At 53.3% G+C, this 16,472-nt stretch carries 13 protein-coding genes, 1 tRNA gene and 3 pseudogenes; 12 read left to right on the forward strand and 5 right to left on the reverse strand.

All coding sequences use genetic code 11. The features are described 5' to 3' along the window. Positions 1–8 precede the first annotated feature (8 nt). A complete protein-coding gene (locus H3M12_RS04280) occupies positions 9–872 on the reverse strand; it encodes a LysR family transcriptional regulator (RefSeq protein ID WP_170954984.1) in 864 nt (287 codons plus the stop codon). A gap of 172 nt (positions 873–1,044) precedes the next feature. Here H3M12_RS04280 and citD point away from each other — a divergent pair, with 172 nt between their 5' ends. The 4 genes and pseudogenes from citD to citC all read left to right on the forward strand — a co-directional run bounded on the left by citD (position 1,045) and on the right by citC (position 4,870). Further along, positions 1,045–1,338: a citrate lyase acyl carrier protein gene (gene citD / locus H3M12_RS04285; protein WP_182150965.1), complete on the forward strand. Its 294-nt coding sequence runs from the start codon at positions 1,045–1,047 to the stop codon at positions 1,336–1,338. After that, the gene (locus H3M12_RS04290) at positions 1,339–2,238 is read left to right on the forward strand and encodes an aldolase/citrate lyase family protein (protein ID WP_129032837.1); all 900 of its coding nucleotides are present in this window, start codon (positions 1,339–1,341) and stop codon (positions 2,236–2,238) included. Then, positions 2,235–3,783, forward strand: a pseudogene (gene citF, locus H3M12_RS04295) (citrate lyase subunit alpha). Before H3M12_RS04290 ends, citF begins: the two are co-directional and overlap by 4 nt. Before the next feature lie 26 nt (positions 3,784–3,809). Beyond that, positions 3,810–4,870: pseudogene (gene citC, locus H3M12_RS04300) on the forward strand ([citrate (pro-3S)-lyase] ligase). Positions 4,871–4,935: 65 nt separating this feature from the next. On the opposite strand, the gene H3M12_RS04305 reads toward citC, so the two are convergent. Further along, positions 4,936–5,943: a LacI family DNA-binding transcriptional regulator gene (locus tag H3M12_RS04305; protein WP_182150966.1), complete on the reverse strand. Its 1,008-nt coding sequence runs from the start codon at positions 5,941–5,943 to the stop codon at positions 4,936–4,938. A gap of 197 nt (positions 5,944–6,140) precedes the next feature. Here H3M12_RS04305 and H3M12_RS04310 point away from each other — a divergent pair, with 197 nt between their 5' ends. The 4 genes from H3M12_RS04310 (at position 6,141) to H3M12_RS04320 (ending at position 7,369) form a co-directional block, all read left to right on the forward strand. Continuing rightward, positions 6,141–6,572: a MarR family winged helix-turn-helix transcriptional regulator gene (locus H3M12_RS04310; protein ID WP_170954985.1), complete on the forward strand. Its 432-nt coding sequence runs from the start codon at positions 6,141–6,143 to the stop codon at positions 6,570–6,572. Further along, on the forward strand, positions 6,569–6,835 hold the full coding sequence (locus H3M12_RS12855) for a hypothetical protein (RefSeq protein ID WP_225423532.1): 267 nt from the start codon (positions 6,569–6,571) through the stop codon (positions 6,833–6,835). The genes H3M12_RS04310 and H3M12_RS12855 overlap by 4 nt, the downstream gene beginning before the upstream one ends. A 7-nt stretch (positions 6,836–6,842) precedes the next feature. Beyond that, positions 6,843–7,199: a hypothetical protein gene (locus H3M12_RS12860; RefSeq protein ID WP_225423533.1), complete on the forward strand. Its 357-nt coding sequence runs from the start codon at positions 6,843–6,845 to the stop codon at positions 7,197–7,199. 98 nt (positions 7,200–7,297) lie between these two features. Beyond that, positions 7,298–7,369 (forward strand) — tRNA-Gln (locus H3M12_RS04320). A 161-nt stretch (positions 7,370–7,530) separates the two neighbouring features. Here H3M12_RS04320 and H3M12_RS04325 read toward each other — a convergent pair. Then, entirely contained in the window at positions 7,531–9,270 is a 1,740-nt protein-coding gene (locus H3M12_RS04325; protein ID WP_137975626.1) for an aryl-sulfate sulfotransferase, read from the reverse strand. Between the two features lie 361 nt (positions 9,271–9,631). Between H3M12_RS04325 and H3M12_RS04330 the strand changes: the two genes are divergently transcribed. From H3M12_RS04330 to H3M12_RS04340, 3 genes and pseudogenes are all read left to right on the forward strand, one after another. After that, on the forward strand, positions 9,632–10,816 hold the full coding sequence (locus tag H3M12_RS04330; RefSeq protein ID WP_233449221.1) for an acyltransferase: 1,185 nt from the start codon (positions 9,632–9,634) through the stop codon (positions 10,814–10,816). Next, positions 10,752–12,260, forward strand: a pseudogene (locus H3M12_RS04335) (AMP-binding protein). Before H3M12_RS04330 ends, H3M12_RS04335 begins: the two are co-directional and overlap by 65 nt. Positions 12,261–12,283: 23 nt before the next feature. Beyond that, positions 12,284–13,423, forward strand: a complete 1,140-nt coding sequence (locus H3M12_RS04340) for a glycerate kinase family protein (RefSeq protein ID WP_129032841.1) — start codon at positions 12,284–12,286, stop codon at positions 13,421–13,423. A gap of 246 nt (positions 13,424–13,669) precedes the next feature. Here the strand turns inward: H3M12_RS04340 and H3M12_RS04345 are convergent, their stop codons facing one another. Both H3M12_RS04345 and H3M12_RS04350 read right to left on the reverse strand, forming a co-directional pair. Then, a complete protein-coding gene (locus H3M12_RS04345) occupies positions 13,670–14,557 on the reverse strand; it encodes a C39 family peptidase (protein WP_129033310.1) in 888 nt (295 codons plus the stop codon). Positions 14,558–14,653: 96 nt separating this feature from the next. Further along, positions 14,654–15,208, reverse strand: a complete 555-nt coding sequence (locus tag H3M12_RS04350) for a cysteine hydrolase family protein (protein WP_129033311.1) — start codon at positions 15,206–15,208, stop codon at positions 14,654–14,656. 208 nt (positions 15,209–15,416) lie between these two features. Here H3M12_RS04350 and H3M12_RS04355 point away from each other — a divergent pair, with 208 nt between their 5' ends. Continuing rightward, a complete protein-coding gene (locus tag H3M12_RS04355; RefSeq protein ID WP_404820041.1) occupies positions 15,417–16,415 on the forward strand; it encodes a tRNA dihydrouridine synthase in 999 nt (332 codons plus the stop codon). Positions 16,416–16,472 lie beyond the last annotated feature (57 nt).

Consider the following 16,472-nt stretch of genomic DNA (forward strand, 5'->3'; position numbering starts at 1 on the left):
TTTTTTGATTAACCCGCTGAGACCGGGGGGACGAGGGCGCGAAACGCACTCACGATGGGCGTGTTGGCCCGGGCCGGTTTGACCATCAAGTAGGTCTGCCGGGTGAAGGGTTGGCCATCTAACGTGAGGATTTGACGGTAGCCGGTGAAGTGGTGCAACGCAATGTTTGGGACCAAAGCCCAACCGAGACCGTGGGCCACGAACGCCACGCACGAGGACAGGCTATCGACCGTGATGGTCTGGTGGGTGATGGCGGAAATGTGATGGGCCGCCAACCAACGGTGCATTTGGCCTTGGAAATGGTAGTCCGTTTTTCGGTGGATGAACGGGAGCTCTCCCAACCGGGTCAGGTCCCGTTCTTCTTTGCAGATCAGGGCGATGGGTTCGCGGGTCATCACCTGTTTATAGAGGTGCCCCGTGAATTCGCCGCGTACGATGCCGATGTCGATGTCATCGGCCTGCAGCCGTTGAAAGATGGTTCGGCTGTAGTCAATGGTGATGTTCAATTGTACCTGCGGATAGGCCCGCCGAAACGCTACCAACAGGTCTGGTAACCCATATTGAGCATAATTGACGGAACACCCTAGATTTAAAGTCCCTTGCATGGGCAGGTCGTTTGGAGTCGCTAAAGTCTGGCGTAGTTCGGTATCGAGTTGGCGCATTTGCTTCGCTGTTTTGACCGCTAAGTTTCCCGCGGGGCTCAGCGTGATGCCCTGGTTCGACCGGATGACCAATGTTCGGTGGAGACTGGTCTCCAAGTGCTTGAGGCGTTTGGAGAGTGACGATTGGTTGATGAAGAGCAACTCGGCCGCGCGGGTAATGCTGTGGGTCCGATCGAGGGCCAGCAACATTTCGATATCTTTAGCATCCATACAAACCCATCCCTTCTTATGGTTCATTATACCCGGCCATTGCAAATCGGCCTAATCAAGTTTTACCGCCAGGCGGTTTGTGCATGGCGCCAATGCTTTTTTAACCTTTTACAGCGGCAACGACCGGTGGCTAAGATAAAGTTGTAAAGAAATTAACTTGGGAGGGAACAAGATGAAAGTAACGACGCAAGCCATTGCTGGAACGCTGGAATCAAGTGACGCACAAGTCATGATTTTACCGCATTCCGGAAGTGTGAAAGTGGAATTGACCAGTAGCGTGTTTGACCAGTACGGTGATCACATCATCGCACTCGCCAAGGACACGGCGAAGACGTTGGGCCTGGAAGATGGCCTGATTAAGATTGTCGATAAAGGGGCGTTGGACTGCACGATTAAGGCCCGGATTGAAACGGCCTTTTACCGGACGACAGGCCAAACGGCTGATTTACCTTGGGAGGTGCTCTAAATGGCTGTAACAAATCGTATTCGCCGGTCCATGATTTTCTTGAATACCCAACGGGCAGCCCTGGTTAAGGACGCGTTCGTCTACCATCCGGACTGTGTCATCTTCGACTTGGAAGATGCTGTGGCTGAAGGAGAAAAGGATTCAGCTCGGATCCAACTTTACCAAACGTTGAAGCACGTGGATTATCAGGGTGTTGAACGCTGGGTGCGGGTCAATGCGTTGGATTCGGACCTCGTCAATGAAGATATTCGCGCGGCCGTTGCCGGGGGAACCGAAGGGATTCGGTTACCGAAGACCGAAACGGCGGCGGAAGTCAAAGAAGCGTCCGCAAAGATCACCGCGGCCGAAAAAGAATTTGACCGGCCAGTCGGCAGTACCATGCTGATGGCGGCGTTGGAATCGCCATTAGGCGTGATGAACGCTTACGAAATCGCCACGGCCGATGACCGGATGATGGGGATCGCGCTCAGTGCCGGGGACTACACCCGGACCATGCACGCTAAGCGGACCGTTGCCGGGACCGAACTCTTTGGCGCCCGTTCGCAGATGTTGATTGCCGCTCGGGCAGCCGGGGTCATGGCCTTCGATACGGTCTACACCGATACCGACAACGAAGAGGGCTTCAAGAAAGAATTACAACTGATTAAGGATATGGGCTTTGATGGTAAATCCTGCATCAACCCCAAGCAAATCGGAATCACCCACGAAATCTTCAACCCATCGGCTGCCGAGATCAAGCACGCGGAACACGTGTTACAAGCGGTCAACGACAGCAAGGAAAATGGTGTCGGGGTCTTAACGGTCGACGGCAAGATGGTCGACGTGGCATGGGTCGAAGGTGCACAACGGAACTTAAAGCTGGCTAAAGCGGCCGGCATTTACAAGGGGGCACTAGTATGATTAACAAAATCGGACGGCGACATCCCAGATGAATATTTAAAGAATGGTGTGGAACCGTTCCAAGGCATCTATTACCGTGACGGTTATCAATACAAGAAGGCGGCACCAACGGTTCGGGCCTACGTTAAGCCTGATGGCAACAAGTTGGTCGACTCGATCCATGATGCCGTTGTGAAGTCCGGTTTAAAGGACGGCATGACGATTTCATTCCACCACCATTTACGTGATGGGGACTACGTGGTCAACATGGTCATGAAGGAAATCCATAAGTTAGGCATCAAGGACCTGACCGTTTGTGCCACGAGTTTAGGGAAAGCGCATAATTACTTAGTCACCTGCATTGAAGATGGCACGGTCACGGGCATCTCCACCAGTGGGATTCGTGACGAAATCGGGGAAGTGGTCTCCGAAGGTAAGCTCAAACACCCGGCTGTGATCCGGTCGCACGGTGGTCGGGCCCGCGCGATTGAAGACGGCACCGTCAAGATCGACGTGGCCTTTATCGGGGCCTCGACTAGTGATGCGTACGGTAATGCCAGCGGGAAAGGTGGTAAGTCTGATACCGGGGTCTTAGCTTACGCGGACGGCGATGCCAAGTACGCCGATAAGGTCGTGGTCATCACCGATACCTTGGTCGATGGGCCGAACTTCCCAGCCAGCATCGAAGGTGTCGACGTGGACTACGTGGTCAAGGTCGACTCCATCGGGGATCCCGAAAAGATTGCGACCGGTGCCCTGCGGTTGACCAAGGACACCCGAGAACTCAACATGGCCAAAGAAGTGGCGAAATGCATATACTACTCCGGCTACTTCAAAGACGGCTTTAGTTTCCAGACCGGTGCCGGTGGCCCATCACTCGCCACGACGACCTTCCTCAAGCAATACATGGAAAAGGATCACATCAAGTGCGGTTGGGCCATGGGTGGGGTCACTGAACCCATCGTAGACCTCTTCAAAGCCGGCTACGTCAATGAAATCTTGGACGACCAGTCCTTTGACTTGGCGGCGGTTGCCTCGGCCCACACGCAAAATCACTTTGAAATTTCGGCGTCTCAGTACGCCAACCCATTCAACAAGGGCGCGTTCGTTAACCAATTAAGCTTCGTCATCTTAGGGGCGTTGGAAATTGATACGGACTTCAACGTCAACGTGGTTCAAGGGTCCAACGGCATCTTACGGGGCGCTCCAGGTGGTCACCCAGACACGGCTGCCGGGGCTTCAGTCTCCATCATCGTTGCGCCCTTGATTCGGAGCCGGATGCCAACGGTGCGGGACAAGGTGACTTCTGTCACCACGCCAGGTGAAAGTATCGACATCGTGGTCACGGACTACGGGGTTGCAGTCAACCCACGGCGCAAGGATTTGTTAGCCGCCTTCAAGGATACCAACATTCCATTGAAGACCATCGAAGAACTGCGTGATTTGGCTTACCAATATGCCGGCAAGCCAAAGCCAGTCGAATTTACCGACCAGGTCGTTGCCTTAGTCGAATACCGTGACGGGACCATCATCGATGCGATTCGGAAACCGAAAAGCTTAGATTAAGACCGTTGAACGGGAGGAATTAGAAAATGGCAGCAAGTACCGTAGATCTCTTCTTGACCGATCCAGCGGTGAAAAACGAGTGGCAAACGTTTCTCACATCGTTGGGGATTACGAATTTTTCGGCCAAAGAGGTCCAGCAGATCGATTTCACCATTGGTATTTACGAGGGGGACCGGTTAGTCGCGACGGGCTCTGCAGCGGGCAACGTCTTGAAATACATCGGCGTCTGCAACCAGGATGTGACCAACGGGGCGCGTTTCAACCAAATCGTCAGTGAACTGACGACCCGCCTCTTTCGGCGGGGAATCTTCCACCTGATGGTCTTCACAAAGTTGAAGTATTCGCAGAGCTTTCAGCACGTGGGTTTCACCGAGCTAACGCACTCTGCGGTAGCCGCCTTATTGGAGACCGGTAGTCCCACCGTGCAGGATTACCTGCAGAGCGTCCCCCGGCGTCGTTGAGCAAAACGGCTAAGGTCGCCGGCATCGTGATGAATGCCAACCCTTTTACCTACGGGCACTATGCCCTAATCGATCAAGCCGCCCACGAAAATGACCTGGTTTACGTTTTCGTGGTCAACACGGATGCGTCCCTGTTTCGGACCACTGAGCGGGTCAAGCTCGTCCAGCAAGGCACCGCGGCGTTTGATAACGTCGTAGTCGTCAACGGTGGGGACTACATGGTGAGTTACGCCACCTTTCCGGCGTACTTCCTACCTTCGACGACCCAAACGGTCACTTACCAGACGACCTTGGATGCGCGCCTCTTTCGGGATGAGATTGCGCCAGCCTTGAATATCACCACCCGGTATCTGGGTGCCGAGCCGTTTTCAACGACCACGGCGACTTATAACCAGGTCCTTCAACGGGAACTGCCCCCCAAAGTGGCGGTGAAAATCGTTGAGCGTCAGACGACCCAAACAAGTCAGCAAATCATCACAGCAACTCAAGTGCGGCGGGCCATTGCGGCACATAATCTGACGGGATTAGACCAGTTGGTTCCGCCTACGACACTAAGTTTCATTAAAGCCCATCAAGCTGACCTAACGACCCGAATTGACCAGGGAGCCAAGGTCGCTGGAAATTAACAACTAACAATAACGAGCTGTTCAAGACGGATTTTAGGTCTTGAACAGCTCGTTTTGGGGTCTATTTAATCGGTTTGAACTTGGTCCGCGGTCAGTCGGTGGGTAATGATTTGGGCCGTTAACCGGAATTCTTCAGGAGCTAGGGTGGGCTCATTGATGCGGGCAATGAGGCGTTCGACCGCGGTTTGGCCAATGGCCGCGATGGGTTGCTTGGCAGTGACGATGGGCTGGGGGAGAAAATCGAACCAGTCCTGGTCGTCGAAACTCCCCAGATGCACCCCATGCAGGTGGAGGTCAGGCAACTTACGCAGGACCCCGTTAGCGATGGTGTTGTCCGCTGCTAACAAGCCGTCACATTGTTGGTTGACTAGCAGTTGACGCGTCATCTGCGCCACGTTGCTGTTGTCACTACGGGCGGCTACCTCAATGGCGGGGTCAAACGCAATGCCGGCGCGCTTCAAAGCCTGGTGGTAACCAGTCAGTCGTTCGGTCGCGGTCGTGGACACGGCACTGTTGAGGATGCCGATGCGTTGAGCGCCCTGGGCTAGCATCTCGCTGACCAGCTCTTGCGTCCCACGGATGTTATCGACTAAGATGCGGTCAAAGTGCGGCACAAGTTGGGCGGGCGGCATGCGGTCAACGAAGACGGCGGGGGTGGTGACCAACCGTGTCGCGTAGTCGGTGGCGTCTCCCGCACTGGCGATGATGATACCGGCCGCTTGTTTTTCGAGCATCAGATCAATGGCATCGGCTTCGCGGTCCAAGTGTTCGTCGGTGTTGACCAGCAGGACGTTGTATCCGGCTTGGGCAGCCGTGTCTTCGATGGCACGGCTGATTTTGGTGAAGAAGTTGTTGAGAATGTCGGGAATGATCACACCCAAGGTATTGGTGCGTTGCGTACGAATACTGCGGGCCAACCCGTTGGGATGATAGCCCAAATCCTGTGCGAGTTGGCGGATTCGTCGACGCGTCGCGGGTTTGACTTGGGGACTATCGTTTAGGGCCCGCGAAACGGTCGCTTCGGAAACGCCAGCTTGAGCCGCGACCGTTTTAATGGTGACTTTAGGTGCCATAGGACTACCTCCTTGTTATTAATAATAACTAATTATAAAAATGCATAAAATAAGTGCGTATTAGTTGATCACTGGTGCACAACCTCTATGGTAGCGTGCCAAGGACGGTAACGTCAACTCAGGGGAACTGGGGATTGACAATGGTTGCCAGGAACGCGTAAGGTGGATAAGTCCATTAAATTTAAGGAGGAATTTCGATGCCGGATATGCATTTTAGCCAGTACATCGCAGGAATTTATCGGCGGTCGAAAAACGAGACCAATCGGCAACTGACAGCCTTGAATATCCGCGCCACGCAAAGTGACCTGATGATGTTCATCGCGGAGCACCCTGGACGGCAACAGCAACAAATCGCTCGAGAAATGAGCGTGGATGCGAGCTTATTGGCCCGTGATCTGACCGTTCTGACCCAAAAAGGCTGGGTGACCCGGACCCCGTCGACTACGGATGGGCGGGCCAAGGAAATCACCCTGACGGCGACGGGGCAACGTGTCGCGACCCAGTTGACTACAACCATGACGGCTTGGTGGCAACAACTGATGCAAGCTGCCGGGGTAGCGGCGCCGGAACTTGACCGACAACTTGCCACGGTTTATCGGACCTTGATTGCCCGGGAGCGTGACGTATGATCCGGTGGTATCTGAAACACATCATTCTATTGTTACTGGGGATCTTCTTAATGGCAGCTAGCGTCGAGTTAGCGAAGTTGGCAGGATTGGGAACGTCGCCCATCTCAAGTATCCCCAACGTGGGCAGCCTCTTGACGCCGCTGACGATTGGTCAGGTGACCATCATCTTTATGGTGGTGCTTATCGCCTTAGAATGGGCGATCTTACGCCGTGAGTTTGGCTGGGGGAACACTACCCTCGGCAGTGTTCGGCACGCTGATTGACGGCTGTATGCGGTTGTTTCACGCCCTGCAACCGGTCGTCTACTGGCAACAGCTAGGGCTTACCCTCATCAGCCTGGTAGTTCTGGCCCTGGGCGTCTTCTTAGAGGTCAACTCGCGGACGTTGGTAATGGCCGGTGAGGGCATCGCGGCGGCCGTTTCCTTGCGGACTCACCGCCCGTTTGGCACCATGAAGGTCCGCTGTGACCTGGCCATGGTGGTGGGGGCCGTGGCGTTGGTGTTATTGGGCGCGCACAGCTTGATTGGCGTGCGGGAAGGGACCGTGTTGTCCGCCATTCTCACCGGACGCTTGGTCAATGGAATCACGACGTATTTTCCCCGCCTGACCGCGTGGGTCCAAGATTAAGGGGACTCATTTAGAAAAAAATACAAAAAAGGGTTGCGCCACTCATGGGTTCAATGCTAAAATTATTATCTGTTGGGTCAGTGATGACGCACACTCATTGGGCTATAGCCAAGTGGTAAGGCAACGGGTTTTGATCCCGTGATGCGCTGGTTCGAACCCAGCTAGCCCAATCAAAGCGAGAGATGCCGTTCGAGGAAAATTCCTTGAGCGTTTTTTTTTAGCCATTTTTAACCGCTGTCTGATGCCAACCCAGACCTAAAAGGACCACCCGCAACAGTTGCGGGTGGTCCTTTTTAAGGCGCTAGTTAGCTTTTTGAGCTAACGAACCTTGTTATTTTGTGGCGTCAAATTGGTAACTGGAGCTGTAGAACGGTACCCGGTAAGCCCGGTAAGCGTATGCCTTGGAACTGGCATTCTTCATCGTGACGTTGAAGACTTGCTTGCCTGACTTGGTGACTTCGATGACGTTACTTTCAGCACCTTTGTGCTTGTATCCAAAGTCGATTAAGACGTTGTTGTTTGGTTGCTTTTCAGCGTACCCGATAACGGACGTGAAGTTGTCCTTGCCCAGAGACTTCCCATAGGCCCAAGTTTGGTCGATGGTCATCTTCTTACTGTTAACGTGATACTCAACCGCTTGAGAGTATTTACCTGACGTCTTCTTGTTCCCGTTCGTAACATCGATATTGTTATCGTACAACATGATGTTTTCGCTGGAAGCCTTGGCGCCGTTACCGTTGTTCAACAGGTATAACCCGTGTTGACCACCGGTGATGGTCGTCCCCTTAGTAGGCTTCAAGAGATATTGCCGGTAAGCCTTTGGCCAGCTCGACTTCTTCTTCCCACTGTAAATCCACTTGATGTGGTTGGTCTTGTAATCGAGCTTCATAATCATATCTTGATTCCGACTGGAGATAATGATACTCTTGTCATTCTTATCATAATCGACGGCGTTTTGGTGGAGCCAATCGACCTTACCATCGGATCCCTTCTTGTAAGAAGACCACATGGACTTCGGCAAGAGCTTCTTCATGTCGATGACCTTCACGATCTTCCCAGTCTTGTGGTTGACCTCAATCATAGTGTCTTCCTTGTACTTCGATCCGTCGGAGACCGTGGCTAAGAAGTTATGGTTGGGTAATTCAAGCAAGTCATGGTGAATAACCGTAGTTTCCTTTTTGGACTTAGCTGCTTTTTTACTGCCTTGTCCAGTTCCGGCATCGGTACTACTGGTTTTGCTAGAGAAACTGTATTCCTTGTAAACCCGACCTAAGTAGTCGGTTTCCAACAAGTCGTTGTAAACTTCGGACTTCACATTCTTTTTGGACAGAATCATGATGTGCCCATTTTGCCATTGTTCAATAGTGTGTTGGGAGTAATTCGTGTCGTACCACCGAACTTCACCGTCCGCATCGATAGCGAAAGGTTCCTTGGTGGTCCGATTCATGATCGTCAACTTGTTCTTCCCAATACTCATTTTATCCTTATCGTTCTTGGAGACCGTCAGCTTAGCGCTCTTGATGTACTTCGGAAGTTCACCGGTCTTCATGGATAACGTCTTGGTCTTAGTGTTGCCGTTCTTGTTGGTCATCGTAATCTTGACCTTGTTGGTGGTGTCCGCGTACAGGCCCACAACTGGGACTTGGTGACTCTTAGTGTAGCCACCCTTAACCGTGTTGGTGATTGATGTGTGATCCGTCTTTCCTACTACTGTATAGGAAACCTTCTCAGCGTCATCCGTACTGAACGTCACTAACGCCGAAAGGGGTGACGTTCCGTAAGGATTAACTTTGACGTAGGGGTCGTCCAACGTGTATTTCGAATTTTGGGCCGCCGCCTTATAGGTCGCGGTTGCCTTCTTCTGTTTGTCCTGTCGCGTCGTCAGAACCTTAACGTCCAGGTTCTTTTTGATTTGAGCCGTACTTAACGCTACCTTGTTGTCCTTGATACCGTAAGACTTATCCGCCTCTGAACTGTTGGCAGAGCAGCCTGCTAAGCCGACCGTGACTAGGGCGAGGGAAGCAATGACGAGCCGCCGCCAACGCCGATGAGTTGTTTGCAAGAAATCCATCTCCTTAATAAATTTGAGTCAAAAAAAGGGGTATTGCGGCCTTCGCCGCACTCCCCCCAGAATCCGTAACACATATAATATACCATGCCTATAAATCAGAGCGATTACAAAAGCTCGACATTTTTGGGGAGAAAGTGTGATGAAGTTATGAAGTTTGGCAGGAAAACTTAGCAACACCGGCTAAACACTTGACTTTTTGGTAACGCTTTCTAAGAAATTCATATTTGACGCTTAGAGGATCGTTAAGACGGCGCCGGAGACTGGTGCTATAACGAAACCATGTTGTTTGATTTTCAGCAACGAGTTTAGAAAAAGAGGTGAGTGGGTGACCTCCACAAAGAAACGCCCCTACCTATATGAAGTGGACTTGATACGAGTTATCTTCATCGGTGGGGTGCTATTGAACCACACCACGACCGCCTTCACGCAACGTTTGGCGGCCACGAGTAATAGTCACTTGTTTCTGGAAATGACCCATCTGATGCTTCATTTTACCCGGATGGGTTTCATGTTCATGACCGGTTTGGTACTGGTCTTGAATTACTACCATCGTGATCAACACTGGTTGTACTTCTGGCAGAAGCGCTATATCAGTGTCGGTATTCCTTACGTCGGGTGGAACGCCATCATTATGTTGGTGGCGACCCTGGGCGCTGGGGGGATTATCAATTGGCCGGCTTACTGGTCGCATCTCGGTAATGCCATTCAGTATGGGAATCGCTACTATATGTACTATATCTTAGTGACTTTCCAGCTGTACTTGATTTTCCCGTTATTGATTGCCCTGTTTAAATGTTTTCCGGACGGGCACAAGGTCATCATGGGGGTCAGTATTGCCCTCCAGTTCTTCCTGTTGATCTACTTGAAGTACTGGTTGCCATCGGTTGATCGGACCCAGTGGTGGTATTTGTTCCGTTACTACGGCAACAACGTCTTGGTTTACCAGGTCTACTTCTTGGCGGGGGCTTTCGTGGCCATTCACTACCACGAAGTCGATAACTGGATTAAAGCGCACGCTAAGTTGATTGGGCGCTTTACCGGGCTTCTCGCGTTGGGGACCATCGCCCTGTACTTTGGCGACCAAAAGATTTTGCACCTCAGCATGGCTGCCACGCATTCGGTGCACCAACCTTACATTATGGTTTACGACCTCTTTATGATCGCCTTCGTCTTCTGGATCGGTCGGCGGTACGCCTATGCCCGTGAGCATGGCTTGCCGGCCGGTTTGGACCGGGGCATTAGGTCCTTAGCCAAAGTGTCCTTTGGGTTGTATCTGGTCCAAAGCTTGCCCTTGTTCGTCCTTGACGCCGTGCTCCCATTGATTCATCTGCCAGCCTGGCTCTTATTGATTCTGTTACCTGTGGGTTATGCCTGGGTATTAGGCGGCTCATTTGCTATTTCTTGGTTCTGTTACCGGGTCCCACCATTTGGCGCCTTAATTGATCGGCCACAATGGCACCCGTTGAAAGGAGTTTATGCTTATGTCCAAAATCACACTAAGCCTCACGCAGCAATTGCAGCGAATGACAAATCAGAAAACCATTAAAGATACCACGCAAGATCGTTGGTTTACCGGCGGCGAACTAGCCGCCGACGTGGATCAGTTGACTGACCATTTCCGGAGTCTCAATGTCGGATCCGGTGACGTGGTTCTGGTCTGCTTACCCAACACCGCACTTTACCCCGTTTTGACCCAGGCTATCTGGGAAGTCGGCGCAATCATGCATCCCATCGCCGCTAAGACGCCAGCTGCCGAATTACAAGCGGCACTAGCCGAACACGATTACGCTGCCAGTGTTGTGGCCCCAACTTTAGTTGACGCGGTCATGACTGACCGGAACACCACGGTGGCAGCATTACAACTCAATACTGCGCCCCATCTAAGTCTGATTCGGGACCTTGATGTGACTGGGCATGCCGCCGCGACCCCAACCGAAAAGGACCTGGCGTTGATTCTCAACACGTCGGGGACGACCGGGAAGCCTAAGCGGGTCGGTTTGACCCATGAGCTTTTGCGCAACGGGGCGCAACACGATATTGACAGTCACCGGTTGACGGAACGGGACACGACAATGATTGTGATGCCGCTATTCCACATCAACGCGCAAGTGGTCTCGGTCCTTTCGACCCGCTTGTCTGGTGGGAAAATCGTCATCACACCGAAGTTCTCGGCGCACCGGTTCTGGCCGCAAATTCAGGAGAACAACGTGACTTGGGTCTCCGCTGTGCCAACGATCATCAACATTCTATTGTTGAACACGGCGGCCCGGGAGAGCTACACGGGTAAGACCCATTTGCGGTTCGTTCGTTGCTCATCGTTCTCCTTACCCCTCGACAAATTAACGCAGTTTGAAAAAACGTATCACACCCGTATCCTTGAAGGCTATGGGATGACGGAAACCGCTAGCCAATGCACATTGAATCCGTTTGATGCACCGAAAGTTGGTTCCGTGGGCAAACCCGTGGGGACCGACGTTGGAATCTTAGTGGATGGCAACGTGAGCCACGCTGCCCGGGTCAGCGGCGAAATCGCCGTTCGTGGAGACCACGTGATTCAGTCTTACCTGGATCCACATCCCGATGCCTTTTACAAGGGCTGGTTCTTGACCGGTGATTTAGGGTACTTCGATGAAGACGGGTACTTATTTATTAATGGCCGGAAAAAGGATATTATTAGTGTAGGTGGTGAAAAGGTCGCCCCGGCTCACGTGGAAAATGTATTGAGTCAGTTACCATTCGTTAAGGAAGTCACGGTAATTGGCACACCGGACGACCTCTATGGTTAAGCGGTGACCGCGGTAGTCATCAGTCAACCTGGTGACCAGACGGAACAACAACAGGCCATTTTGGACCAAGCTAAGCAGACCTTAGCCCCATATGAGCAGCCTAAGCGGGTCTTGTTCGTCCGTGATTACCCACGCAACGCCACCGGTAAAGTCGTCCGGCCCCAGTTACGACAACAAGTGGTTGCCCAGGGGAACGCCGGCTAATCTGATTAAAGGATTGTGACGATATGACGCGAGTAGTAATTGCGGCGGATTCATTCAAGGGTAGTGCAACGGCCAATGAGGTCAATGCTTATTTAGCCGCGGGCGTGACCCGGGTCGCTCCGGGAACGACCGTGGAAAAAGCGGTGATTGCCGATGGCGGTGCGGGCACCGTGAAAACGGTGATCAATGCCGTGGGAGGCCAGTTCAAGACGACCCAAGTCTTGGGCCCGTTAGGCCAACCCGTTGAGGCTCAGTGGGGGCTATTAGATGCTCACACGGCCATCATCGAAGTATCGGCGGCCGTGGGCTTGACATTGGCCCAACCTAATCTGGCCCCGGTCTCCTCGAGTACCTTCGGGGTGGGCCAATTGATTAGTGCCGCTCTGGACCAGGGTGCGACCACGATCTACGTGGGTTTAGGTGACAGTGCGACTACCGATGGTGGTGCGGGGATGATGGCGGCCTTAGGGGCCGGCATCATCGACAGTAACCAACAGAAGCTCGACCTGGGTGGCGGGAGTTTGATGCGCCTGGGGCACGTCAGCTTCTTGGGACTTGACCCGCGGTTGAAACAGACCACTTTGATTGGGTTGACCGACGTGACGAACCCGTTGACCGGACCGGAAGGCGCCGCCGCGGTGTTTGGCCCACAAAAGGGCGCTGAACACGAAATGGTGGCTCGCTTGAATCAAGGTCTGGCGCGCTTGCGCACCTTCGTCCCGATTCCAAATGCCTTAGCACTCAGTCGTACGCCGGGGGCTGGCGCAGCCGGTGGGACCGGCTTTGGTCTCCTGGCTCTGGGCGGTCAGTTACAATCTGGGGCCCAAGCGGTCCAGCAACTAACCCACATGGCGCAGCGGATAAACGGTGCCGACCTGGTGATTACCGGCGAAGGCCGGGTCGACGGACAATCCTTGCGGGGCAAGGCCCCGATTGCGGTAGTTCAACTGGCGCGAACTCAAAACGTTCCGACCGCCTTAGTAGCCGGTAGTGTCCTGGGTGATGTCGCTGCGATTCATGCCGCTGGCGTGGATGACGTGGTGGTGTCCACCCCGGCGGATATGCCGGTGGCCGACGCCATGCGCCAGACGCCAGCCCTCCTGACGTCGGCGGGAGCTAAAGCCATGTTGACGTACTTGGCTAGTCGTGATGATGCAAAATAAAGTAAGAACCAAGTGACTTGTTACCGCGAGTAATGCTTGATTTAGTTGTAGTGGGTAGCAAGCCATAAAACGAAAAAATAACCCGGGAAATGTGGACACATTTCCCGGGTTATTTTTATCCTGAACTTTTAAATAGCTATGGTACTCGATCAATATACTTTATATGTAAAAGATCAAAAGTGACTGGCAAGCGATAGGTGTTGGGCGCGTCTGAAAAATTAATTAACTTGAGTTCCCGCCAAACCGTTAATAACTCAACGCTCGGTAAGCATCGTGCTTCCGGTGCGTAGCGAATTGCTTTTGGGTCATACTGGTCTTCTTTTTGGTCCAGGGGTCGTTGTAATAAGCCCGGTGGGCACTGTAGCCGCTGAGGGTCACGGCGTGGTTGACGAAACCGTCCACGTTAGCGACCCAGACCACGACCGGATGCCCCAAGTCGATTTGGTGCTTGAGCTTGGCAAACGAGGCGCCCGTCATGTTTTTGGCGGACCCTACGTGGTGCTTGACCAACTTGGTGAGGGCCTTCGGGTAGATCCACCAACCGGACGATGAATAGGGATTACCGACGAAGCCCAGATTCCCGTTATGGGTCTTGGTCCGGGGCATTTCCTTGGCCAATTGTAACTTGGTGACCTTGGCCCCCGCATACTTCAACATCATGGTCGTGGCGGTAATCTCACAACCCGTGGGTAATTGTGGGCGTTGGCCAACCAGCGGCACGTTCAACTGCCGCCGCGATTTGACCGTGCCGTTGCGGTGGATCCAACCGGTCTGGGTGTGGTGATAGGTGAATTTGAGCCAGGTTCCGTTGGCCTGTCTTTCTTCACGGGTCACGTGGACCATCTTGTGGGCGTAGACCCTACCGGTGCTGATAGGCGTCATGTTCTTGGCACTGGTCTGAGCACCTCCCGTGGCATAGACCTGGTAGTTGTGTTTCTGGTTCGCCCCGATTTCGGTGTAGTAATTGACGGTCTTGTGCGCAAGGACCGGGCGGTAAGCCGGCGCCGACGTCGTTGATGACGAAGAACTCGTGGTCGTTTGGCTGGTCGTAGCGTGGGCCGTGATGGCGGGACCACCGCAAAGGGCCAATAAGGTCACTCCGATAAGGTATAACTGATGATGGTGCTGAAACATAGAACTCCCTCCTCCGATAGACCTATTATAGGCCTTGCGGGGACGGGGAACAATCTATATCGACGCCTAAAACACCAAACCACGAGAAAACATACACTAAACGATTTCGGCACCCAACGTGTTTTTGAAATGGCTCAAGGCCCAGTCGTGGCCCGCGGGGTTGAAACTGGCGACGGCATCACGGTGAATAATGAGTTGATAACCCAGGTTATACGCATCGATGGCAGTGTGGAGCACGCAGATGTTGGTACAGACGCCGACCAGGTGCAAGGTGGTCACGTGGCGTTCACGTAAGCGCAAGTCTAGGTCAGTCCCGGCAAAACTACTGTAACGCGTCTTGTCGAACTGCCAGACTGTCTCGTCGGTCTGATGGTGGGTGTACCAATCCGCCAGGGGGCCGTACAGGTCGCGGCCCCAGGTGCCGCGGACGTTATGCGGCGGGAAGAGCTTACTTTCCGGGTGGTAAGGGTCATTCGGGGTGTGGACGTCGGTGGGTAGCAGCACCCAATCGTGTTCGACCGCCATCTGGTCGGCGAGAGTCACGATAGTCGTTGCGATAGCCTGACCGGGTTGGCCACAGGTGAGGGCCCCGTGGTCGGCCACGAAGTCGTTGGTGTAATCGATGATCAGTAGGGCTTGTTGGGTTGCCATAAAAATTCCTCCTCATGCGGATCTAATATCTTTAAGGTCCAGTATCTGGGTTCTGCACCAGCCTGTCAACGGTTCGGCTCATCAATTAATTTATATCCAGAGCCATTTCTCACACGGGGGCTTGACGATGATGGTAGAATAAAGGGACTTGTGTCGCAGTAGCCAGCACCGTGACACGGACTATTTTATGAACAAGGAGATTTTTAACGTGTCTGAAGTAACGACTTACTGGCAAGATCTTGCCGACCACGCTCGTGCTGAGCACCGGCCATTCTTTACCTTAGCGCCGATGGAGGCCGTGACCAACGCTATCTTTCGGCGGGTGGTCGCCCGAGCTGCGGCGCCCGATGCCTTTTTTACCGAATTTACCAACGCCATCAGTGTGACCCATCCGAAAGCTAAATTCACGGTCCAGGGCCGGCTCTACGTGGCCCCAGAAGAGGCCAAGATGCCGGTTGTCCAACTCTGGGGCAACCAGCCCGAGGCTTTTGAAAAAGCGGCGGCTGACGTGAAGAGCCGCGGGTACCAAGCCATCGACATGAACATGGGGTGCCCAGATTCCACGGTCATCAAAAACCACGGGGGCAGTGACCTGATTCGCCATCCCGAAGACGCCGCGGCGGTGATTGCGGCGGCCAAGACCGCTGGCCTCCCCGTCAGCGTCAAGACGCGCCTGGGCTATAGCCGCGTCGATGAGTGGCACGACTGGTTGAAGTTCTTGCTGGAACAAGATATCCCGTTGTTAACGGTGCACTTGCGAACCAAAAAGGAAATGAGCCGGGTGCCGGCCCATAACGAATTGATTGACCAAATCGTGCAATTGCGCGATGAGGTGGCCCCGCACACGCTGCTTCAAGTGAACGGTGACATCGCCAATTACCAGGAAGGCTGTGCGTTAGCCGCTGCCCATCCTGGTGTTGACGGCATCATGATCGGCCGGGGCATCTTCACCAGCCCGTTTGCCTTCGAAAAGACGCCGCACGAGCACAGTGTGAAGGAATTGCTAGAATTATTGAATTACCAGTTAGATTTATTTGATGATTTTGCGGCCCGGTTCGATACCCAACGGTTCGCGTCACTCAAGCGCTTCTTTAAGATTTACGTGCGCAACCAACCGCACGCCGCGGAGTTACGTAACGCCATGATGGAGACCAAGAGTACCGACGAAGTGCGCCAGTTACTGGCAGACTCGCCGCTAACTAAATAAGCGTAACGTGACCTGACCCTTGTGGCGTAGCGCTGCGGGGGTCTTTGTTCGGTCAGT

Source organism: Levilactobacillus suantsaii, assembly GCF_014069315.1.
Classification (GTDB): Bacteria; Bacillota; Bacilli; order Lactobacillales; family Lactobacillaceae; genus Levilactobacillus; species Levilactobacillus suantsaii.

Bases quoted from the DNA above. Each gene is read 5' to 3' on its own strand.
- H3M12_RS04280 (WP_170954984.1), bottom strand. From the start codon at position 872: ATGGATGCTAAAGATATCGAAATGTTGCTGGCCCTCGATCGGACCCAC.
- citD (WP_182150965.1), top strand. From the start codon at position 1,045: ATGAAAGTAACGACGCAAGCCATTGCTGGAACGCTGGAATCAAGTGAC.
- H3M12_RS04290 (WP_129032837.1), top strand. From the start codon at position 1,339: ATGGCTGTAACAAATCGTATTCGCCGGTCCATGATTTTCTTGAATACC.
- H3M12_RS04305 (WP_182150966.1), bottom strand. From the start codon at position 5,943: ATGGCACCTAAAGTCACCATTAAAACGGTCGCGGCTCAAGCTGGCGTT.
- H3M12_RS04310 (WP_170954985.1), top strand. From the start codon at position 6,141: ATGCCGGATATGCATTTTAGCCAGTACATCGCAGGAATTTATCGGCGG.
- H3M12_RS12855 (WP_225423532.1), top strand. From the start codon at position 6,569: ATGATCCGGTGGTATCTGAAACACATCATTCTATTGTTACTGGGGATC.
- H3M12_RS12860 (WP_225423533.1), top strand. From the start codon at position 6,843: ATGCGGTTGTTTCACGCCCTGCAACCGGTCGTCTACTGGCAACAGCTA.
- H3M12_RS04325 (WP_137975626.1), bottom strand. From the start codon at position 9,270: ATGGATTTCTTGCAAACAACTCATCGGCGTTGGCGGCGGCTCGTCATT.
- H3M12_RS04340 (WP_129032841.1), top strand. From the start codon at position 12,284: ATGACGCGAGTAGTAATTGCGGCGGATTCATTCAAGGGTAGTGCAACG.
- H3M12_RS04345 (WP_129033310.1), bottom strand. From the start codon at position 14,557: ATGTTTCAGCACCATCATCAGTTATACCTTATCGGAGTGACCTTATTG.
- H3M12_RS04350 (WP_129033311.1), bottom strand. From the start codon at position 15,208: ATGGCAACCCAACAAGCCCTACTGATCATCGATTACACCAACGACTTC.